The sequence below is a fragment of the Mycobacterium sp. KBS0706 genome, assembly GCF_005938675.2.
GTDB lineage: Bacteria > Pseudomonadota > Alphaproteobacteria > DSM-16000 > Inquilinaceae > Inquilinus.
On record NZ_VCCH02000183.1, the window covers coordinates 1 to 7,185 of the forward strand.

Genomic DNA, 7,185 nt, shown 5'->3' on the forward strand with positions numbered 1-7,185 from the left:
GCATCGGCCTGCTCCTCCAGCACCCAGCCCACCACGTAGCGGCCGATGGCGATCTCGGCCCGCAGCGCGTCGGCCGGGCTGAGGCCCTGTGCGCACAGCAGGGCGGTCTCGGATTCGACCGCGGCGAACTCCGCCGGCTCCGGCCGGGTGCCGGCGTGCAGCCGGGCGCCGTCGCGCCGCGACAGCAGCGCCCGGCGGAACCGGCGGGCATCCTCCGCCATCCAGTCGCGCCAGTCGGCACCGGACTCGACCGTTCGCCGCATCCCGGCCGCCTCCATCATCGCTGCGGCCATGGCGTCGAGCAGGGCGCGCTTGTTCTTGAAGTGCCAGTACAGGGCCGGGGACTGCACGCCGAGCCGCTCGGCCAGGCGGCGGGTGCTCAACCCGTCGATGCCGACCTCGTCCAGCAGATCCAGCGCCGTCCCGATCACCGCGTCCCGCTGCAGCTTCATGGTCCGCTCCCCACCGCCTCGCCGGTTCCCCTTTCCGTCATTCCCGCGAAAGCGGGAATCCCTCGCCGGTCAGGCCCCGACGAGATCCCCGCTTTCGCGGGGATACGACTGAGGGGAAGCGAACCGCCTCCAATGCCCGCTTGACAGCCTAGCCGCGATCGGCTCCTTATCAGTGATAAATTTATCATCGATAAGGACTCGCCATGGCCGCCCTTGCACCGGCCGCATCGCTGGAGAGGATCCCGGCCGGGCTGTGGCGCCAGGCGGCGATCCTGGTGGTCGGCGGCTTCCTGTCGCGGCTCACCACCTCGATCGTGAACATCGGCCTGGCGCCGATGGGCGAGGGCTTCGGCGCGACGCTCGACACCATGCAATGGGTGGCGACCGGCTATCTGCTGGCCCTGGCCGCCTCGATTCCGGTCAGCGCCTGGGCGGCACGGCGGATCGGGCCGACCCGGCTGTGGTTCGCCAGCTTGATCCTGTTCATCCTGGTCTCGGTCGCCTGCGCCCTGTCCGCCACGGCCGGGCAGCTGATCGCGGCGCGGGTGCTGCTGGGCCTGTGCGGCGGCCTGCTGGTGCCGGTCGGGCAGATGCTGCTCGGCATGGCCGCCGGGCCCGGGCGGATGGGACGGCTGATGGGCACGATGGGCATCGTCGTGGTGCTGGCCCCGGCGATCGGCTCCACCGTCGGCAGCGCTCTGCTGGCCTGGCAGGGCTGGCAATGGCTGTTCTGGATCAACCTGCCGCTCGGCCTCGCCGCCCTCCTGGCCGGCTGGCGCTGGTTGCCGCGCGCCCAGGCGGGCGAGGCCGACAGTCTCGACATCCTTGGCCTGATCCTGCTGACCCTCGGCCTGCCGTTGATGACCTGGGGCGTCTTCGCCATCGCCCAGGCCGGCGGCTTCGGCGCGGCCATGGCCGACGGCGCACTGCTGCTCGGCCTCCTGCTGGTCGCCGGCTTCGGGCTGCGGGCGCGGCGGATGGCGGCGCCGCTGATCCGCATCCGCCTGCTGCGCGAGCGCATCTTCGGCCCGGCCGGGCTGATCCTGTTCTGCGGTGGCTTCACCGTCTACGGGGCGCAGATCGCGCTGCCGCTCTACTACCTGCTGGTGCGGCACGAGACGGTGTTCATGACCGGCCTGCTGATCCTGCCGCAGGATCTCGGCATCGCCCTGGCCATGCCGCTCAGCGGGCGGCTGGCCGACCGCTTCGGCGGCGGCCGGTTGGTGCTGGCCGGCACCGTCCTGACCGTGCTCGGCACCGTGTCGCTGGCCTTCCTGGAGGCGCACACCAGCTATCTCTGGCTCTCCGCCGTGCTGGCGGTGCGCGGCTTCGGCATGGTGCTGGCAGCGATGCCGGCGATGACGGTGGCCCTGGCCTCGCTGCCGCGCGAGCGAGTGCCGGACGGGGTGCCGCTGCTGAACATCCTCGACCGCACCGGCGCCTCGATCGGCGCGGCGCTGGCGGTGGCGCTGTTCGGCCTGTTCCTGCCGCCCGGGCCGCCCTTTCCGAGCGGGGCGCTGGCCGCCTTCGACGCCACCCATGGCATCCTGGCGCTGGTGGCGGCGCTGCCGCTGCTGCCGGCGCTGGCCCTGCTGCGGGCGGAGCGGCGGGGCTAGCGCTGACGGCCGCGGCGCTGCTGCGGCCGGCGGCGATCCGGCCGGGCCGGGCGTGCCGGCTGGCTGGCGCGGTAGCGATCGAGCATCCGGGCGAAGCTGGCCAGAAGGGCAGCCTCGATCTCCGGCCGCCCCTCCAGCCGGCTCAGCAGGAAGGCGGCGGATTCCAGCGTCGACAGCGCCTCGCGCCGGGGCTCGCGCCGCAGCTTGCCGTACAGCGACGGGCGCTGCGGCTTCAGCGCGATGCGCCTTCCCTTCAGCATCCAGGCGTTGCGCCACCACAGCGTCTTGGCCTGGCTCCAGGTGCCGTCCAGCACCACCACGCCTTCGATCTCGTCCAGCGCCGAGTCCTGTTCGGGCAGTGGCGCGCCCTTCCTGTCCAGCACAACCAGCTCGCGTCCCGGCGGGAAATCCTCCGGCCGCATCGAGCCGAGATACAGCACGGCCCAGCGCTTCGGGTCGGCCGGCCGGCCCAGCGCCGCGGCCAGGCTGGGCCAGGACAGGCCGATCTTGAACACGGCGTCGGTCAGGTGCAGCGCGGTTAGCCGGGCGGTGCCCAGCTCCTTCGCCTGCTCCTGCGGGTGCTGCAGGATCAACAGGCCGATCCGGTTCTCGATCGGCACCACCGTGTCGCAGACGCACAGCGCCAGCGGCTTCAGGCAGCGCGGGCACTCGGCGTCCGACGCGGCCGGCTGCAGGTCTTCGGTGTCGATGGGATCGGTCATGCCGTGTTGAACCGCAGTCCCGGCGCGCTGGCAAGCGGGGATCGGCGCTTGCATCGGGCCGCGGGACGCCGGATCATCGGGGCGTCAACCACCGGATGTCGCCCATGCCCCTCTTCCGCCGTGCCGCACGAATGCGCCGGCCCGTCCTGCAGGAGATCTGCCGGAAGGGGTGACGCGCGCCTGAAGCCTGGCGCGCGCGACGCGTCGGACCCGCCCCTCCCGGTCTCCCGCGGAGGGGTTTTTTGTACCCGCGGTCCGGCGCCGTCACGCCAACAGGAGGCCCCGATGGCCAAGGTTCTGATCACCAGCGCGCTGCCCTACATCAACGGCGTCAAGCATCTCGGCAACCTCGCCGGGTCGCTGCTGCCGGCCGACATCCACGCCCGCTTCCGCCGCCAGGTCGGCGACGAGGTGCTGTTCCTCTGCGCCACCGACGAGCACGGCACCCCGGCCGAGCTGGCCGCCGCCGAGGCCAGGCTGGACGTCGCCGCCTATTGCGAGCGGCAGCACGCCGTGCAGGCGGCGATCTACCGGCGCTTCGCCCTGTCCTTCGACCATTTCGACCGCTCCTCCCATCCGCGCAACCACGCCTTGACCCAGCATTTCTTCCGCCGGCTGGAGGCGCGGGGCCTGATCGCCGAGCGGGTGCTGGAGCAGGTCTGGTCCCCGGCCGACGGGCGCTTCCTGCCCGACCGCTATGTCGTCGGCACCTGCCCGCATTGCGGCCACGACCGCGCCCGTGGCGACCAGTGCGAGGCCTGCACCCGCACGCTCGACCCGACCGACCTGATCGCGCCGCGCTCGGCCCTGTCCGGCGCTACGGATCTGAAGCGGCGGCCGACCCGGCACCTGTTCCTGCGCCAGTCCGCCCTGGCCGGGGAGCTCGAACGCTGGCTGGGCAGCCGCCGCGGCTGGCCGGCGCTGGTCTCCGCGATCGCCCGCGGCTGGCTGGCGGAGGGGCTGCGCGACCGCTGCATCACCCGCGACCTGGCCTGGGGCGTGCCGGTGCCGAAGCCGGGCTGGCAAGGTGTTCTATGTCTGGTTCGACGCGCCGATCGCCTATATCGCCGCGGCCCAGGGCTGGGCTGCCGCCGACCCCGGCCGGCGCAACTGGCGAAGCTGGTGGTGGCAGGCGGACGAGGTCGAGTACCTGCAGTTCCTGGGCAAGGACAACGTGCCGTTCCACGCCATCGGTTTCCCCTGCACGCTGCTCGGTTCCGGCGAGCCCTGGAAGACGGTCGACGTGATCAAGGGCGTGAACTGGCTGACCTATGAGGGCGGCAAGTTCTCGACCAGCGAGGGCCGCGGCGTGTTCCTCGACCGCGCGCTTGACCTCGCCCCGGCCGATGCCTGGCGCTGGTGGCTGGCCGCCAACGCGCCGGAGGGCGGCGACACCGATTTCGGCTTCGGCCGCTTCGCCGCGGAGGTGAACCACGATCTCGCCGACAGCTTCGGCAACCTGGTGAACCGGGTGCTGAGCTTCACCGCGGCGCGCTTCGGCGGCGTCGTGCCGGAGGGCGGTGACGCGGGCGAGCCGGAGCATCGCCTGGCCGCGGCGCTGGACCGGCATCTGGCCGATCTGCGCGGCCATCACCGGGATCTGGCGCTGCGCCGGGCGGCGGCGGAGGTCAGGGCAATCTGGCGCCTGGCCAATGCCTATCTGGCCGAGCAGGCGCCCTGGACCGCGATCCGCAGCGATCCCGGCCGGGCCGCGGCGGTGCTGCGCACCGGGATCGATCTGGTCCGGGTCGCGGCGGTGACGGCCTGGGCCTTCATCCCCGATGCCGCAGGCCGGGTGTTGCAGGCGCTGGGACCGGCGGAGGCGGTGCCGGTCTGGCCGGACTCCGGCGCGGCGGGGCTGCGCGGGGCCGTACCGGGGCAGCGGGTCTTGGCCCCGCCGATCCTGTTCGCGAAATTCCCGCCCGGCTGGGCCGAGGCGCAACGGCAGGCCTTCGCCGGGGTGGCGGGAAAGCAAGCGGACAGCGTACCCTGACCGGCGCGGCCCTGCTATGACCTCTCCCGTGCAATCGGGAGCGGGCATGATGGGACGGTCCCTGGCATGGATCGGCGCCGCCGTGGCCACCATGGCCGTGATCATGACGGTGCTGATCCTCAGCCGGCCCAGCACGGGGGACGGCTTCTATGCGCCGACCGAGGCGATGTGCCGGGAGGGGCCGATCGCCGTCGACCGCAGCCTGGACCGGGCGTGGGTCGGCCGGGCCGTCAACATCCAGAAGATCGCCTTCGACAACCACTACCCCTCGCGGCTGATCATCGACAATTCCGAAGTCTGCCTCGTGGTGAAGCGCGGACGGGGCCGGTCCCTGAGCTGCTCCCATGGCGGGAGCGCGGGCGAGTCCTGGACCTACGGGTCCGTGTTCTGGCGGAGCGGGAAGATCTTCATCAATGGCCGCGAGTTCCGGTATTGCGGCCCGGTCACCCCGCCGCCATGACGCACGGAAGCCTGCCTAAAGCCAGCCCCAGCGCTTGAACCGCCAGTACAGGAAGCCGCACAGGGCCGCGATCCCGCCCAGCACCATGTAGTAGCCATAGGGCAGGCGCAGCTCCGGCATGTTCTCGAAGTTCATGCCGTAGATGCCGGCGATCGCGGTCGGCACCGCCAGGATCGCGGCCCAGGCGGCGAATTTCCGTTGCACCTGGTTCTGGCGCGAGGACTCCAGCAGCAACCCGGCCTCGAAGGTGTGGGTGACGATCTCGCGCAGCGCGTCGATATGGTCGCTGACCCGCTTCACATGGTCGGCGACGTCGCGGAAATAGGGGTGCATCGCCTCGTTGATGCAGTCCGACTCGGTGTGCTCCAGCTGCTTGCACACCTCCGCCGTCGGGGTGACGGTGCGGCGGATCACCATCAGCTCGCGGCGCAGCGCGTGGATCCGTTCGATGTCGTGGGCGGTCAGCGGCACTTTCAGCACCCGCTGCTCCAGCGCCGTCACCTCGGCCTCGATCGCCTCCACCACCGGCGTGTAGTTGTCGACCACGAAGTCGAGGATCGAATAGAGGATGAAGTCCTCGCCATGCTTCAGCAGCGCGGGGTTGGCCTCGGCCCGTTCCCGCACCTTGGTGTAGGAGGAGGGACCATGCCGCACCGCGATGACATAGCCGGGGCCGACGAAGAGGTGGGTCTCGCCGAACTCGGTATGGTCCTTCACCCGGTGCGCGGTGCGCAGCACCACGAACAGGGTGTCGCCATAGGTCTCGAGCTTCGGCCGCTGATGCGCGTTCAGCGCGTCCTCGATCGCCAGCGGGTGCAGCCCGAATTGCTGCGCCACGTCGCGCAGCTCGGCCTCCTCCGGCTCGTGGATGCCGATCCAGACGACATGGCCGGGCTTGTCCGACCAGCTCTTGCCCTCCGACAGGGCGATCTCGGCAACCCGGCGCCCTTCGGAGTAGGCGACGGCTGCAATCACACGACCCAAGGCGTTCCTCCGATCTCCGGCGCCGGCCGCACGATAGCACGGCGCCGCGGTGCCGCCAGCCGGGGCGCGGCAGGCCATGCTTCCGAAGTCGGCAGAAATTGAGATTCCACCTTCATCGACATTTGTAACAAGTTGATGTTACGGTGATTCGCAATTCGGGCCGACAGTCCGAAGACCGTGGCTCAAGTCGGTGCGATGCTTGCCAGAACGTGCAAAGCCTCCATTGCAGTTCTCCTTCTGGTTTCAGCCCTGTCGCTCGGCGGCTGCAGCTCTCTGCTGCATGAGGGCACGGCGGATCTTGCCGGCGTCGGCGGCGCGGCGGCGGCCACGGCCGTCACCAAGAACGCCCTGGTGGCCACCGGCATTGGCCTCGGCGTCCGCTCGGTCGCCAGCGCCGGGCTGCAATATGGCGAGCGCAAGGTGCATCAGGCCGAGCAGGACCGGATCGCCACGGTCGCCGGCCCGATGGCGGTCGGCCAGGTGGCGCGCTGGGACATTTCGCACGACGTGCCGATCGAAGCGGACGAGCAGGGCCAGGTCACGGTCAGCCGGCTGATCGGCGCGCCGCCCTTGGCCTGCAAGGAGATCGTGTTCTCGGTCGAGGCGGAGAAGGACAAGGCCTTCTATGTCGCCGTCATCTGCCAGAATGGCGAGACCTGGAAATGGGCTTCGGCCGAGCCGGCGACGGAGCGGTGGGGATCGCTGCAGTGAGGGGGTGGCGCCTGCCGCGGCTGCTGCACCTGCTGCCCGTGCTGCTGCCGCTGGCCGGCTGCAGCATGGTGGCGGATGTCAGCGGCATCGCCACCGGCGGCACGGTCGGCGCCATCACCGCCAATCCGGTGGTCGGCTACAGCGTCGGCATGGGCACCCGGGCCGCGGTCGCCGCCGGGGTCAAGTCGGTGATGCGCGACCTGCACAAGGACGAGCAGGACGTGATCGCCGGCGTCGCCGGCGGGAT

8 protein-coding genes and 1 pseudogene are annotated in these 7,185 nt (G+C 71.1%); 6 read left to right on the plus strand and 3 right to left on the minus strand.

Annotation, left to right across the window (positions count from 1 at the left end; translation table 11 throughout):
- On the minus strand, positions 1-452 hold a 452-nt coding region (locus FFK22_RS40240), incomplete at its 3' end, for a TetR/AcrR family transcriptional regulator C-terminal domain-containing protein (protein WP_143956948.1).
- Between the two features lie 203 nt (positions 453-655).
- Here FFK22_RS40240 and FFK22_RS40245 point away from each other — a divergent pair.
- Entirely contained in the window at positions 656-2,068 is a 1,413-nt protein-coding gene (locus tag FFK22_RS40245) for a DHA2 family efflux MFS transporter permease subunit (protein ID WP_138892109.1), read from the plus strand.
- Here FFK22_RS40245 and FFK22_RS40250 read toward each other — a convergent pair.
- Entirely contained in the window at positions 2,065-2,790 is a 726-nt protein-coding gene (locus FFK22_RS40250) for a tRNA-uridine aminocarboxypropyltransferase (RefSeq protein WP_138892110.1), read from the minus strand. The two genes, FFK22_RS40245 and FFK22_RS40250, sit on opposite strands and share 4 nt — an antisense overlap.
- Positions 2,791-3,075: 285 nt before the next feature.
- Here FFK22_RS40250 and FFK22_RS44650 point away from each other — a divergent pair.
- The 3 genes and pseudogenes from FFK22_RS44650 to FFK22_RS40260 form a co-directional block, all read left to right on the plus strand.
- Positions 3,076-3,789 (plus strand): annotated as a pseudogene (locus tag FFK22_RS44650) (class I tRNA ligase family protein); the annotation flags it as partial.
- Between the two features lie 28 nt (positions 3,790-3,817).
- On the plus strand, positions 3,818-4,783 hold the full coding sequence (locus tag FFK22_RS44170) for a class I tRNA ligase family protein (RefSeq protein ID WP_221939245.1): 966 nt from the start codon (positions 3,818-3,820) through the stop codon (positions 4,781-4,783).
- A gap of 46 nt (positions 4,784-4,829) precedes the next feature.
- Positions 4,830-5,243 carry a hypothetical protein gene (locus FFK22_RS40260; protein WP_138892111.1) on the plus strand — a complete coding sequence of 138 codons (414 nt, stop codon included), beginning with the start codon at positions 4,830-4,832 and terminating at the stop codon, positions 5,241-5,243.
- Positions 5,244-5,258: 15 nt separating this feature from the next.
- Here the strand turns inward: FFK22_RS40260 and corA are convergent, their stop codons facing one another.
- A complete protein-coding gene (gene corA, locus FFK22_RS40265; protein ID WP_306770253.1) occupies positions 5,259-6,218 on the minus strand; it encodes a magnesium/cobalt transporter CorA in 960 nt (319 codons plus the stop codon).
- A 204-nt stretch (positions 6,219-6,422) separates the two neighbouring features.
- Between corA and FFK22_RS40270 the strand changes: the two genes are divergently transcribed.
- Both FFK22_RS40270 and FFK22_RS40275 read left to right on the plus strand, forming a co-directional pair.
- Positions 6,423-6,938, plus strand: a complete 516-nt coding sequence (locus FFK22_RS40270) for a hypothetical protein (RefSeq protein ID WP_138892113.1) — start codon at positions 6,423-6,425, stop codon at positions 6,936-6,938.
- Positions 6,935-7,185: hypothetical protein (locus FFK22_RS40275; protein WP_221939247.1), on the plus strand; the 251-nt coding region annotated here is incomplete at its 3' end. The genes FFK22_RS40270 and FFK22_RS40275, both read left to right, overlap by 4 nt.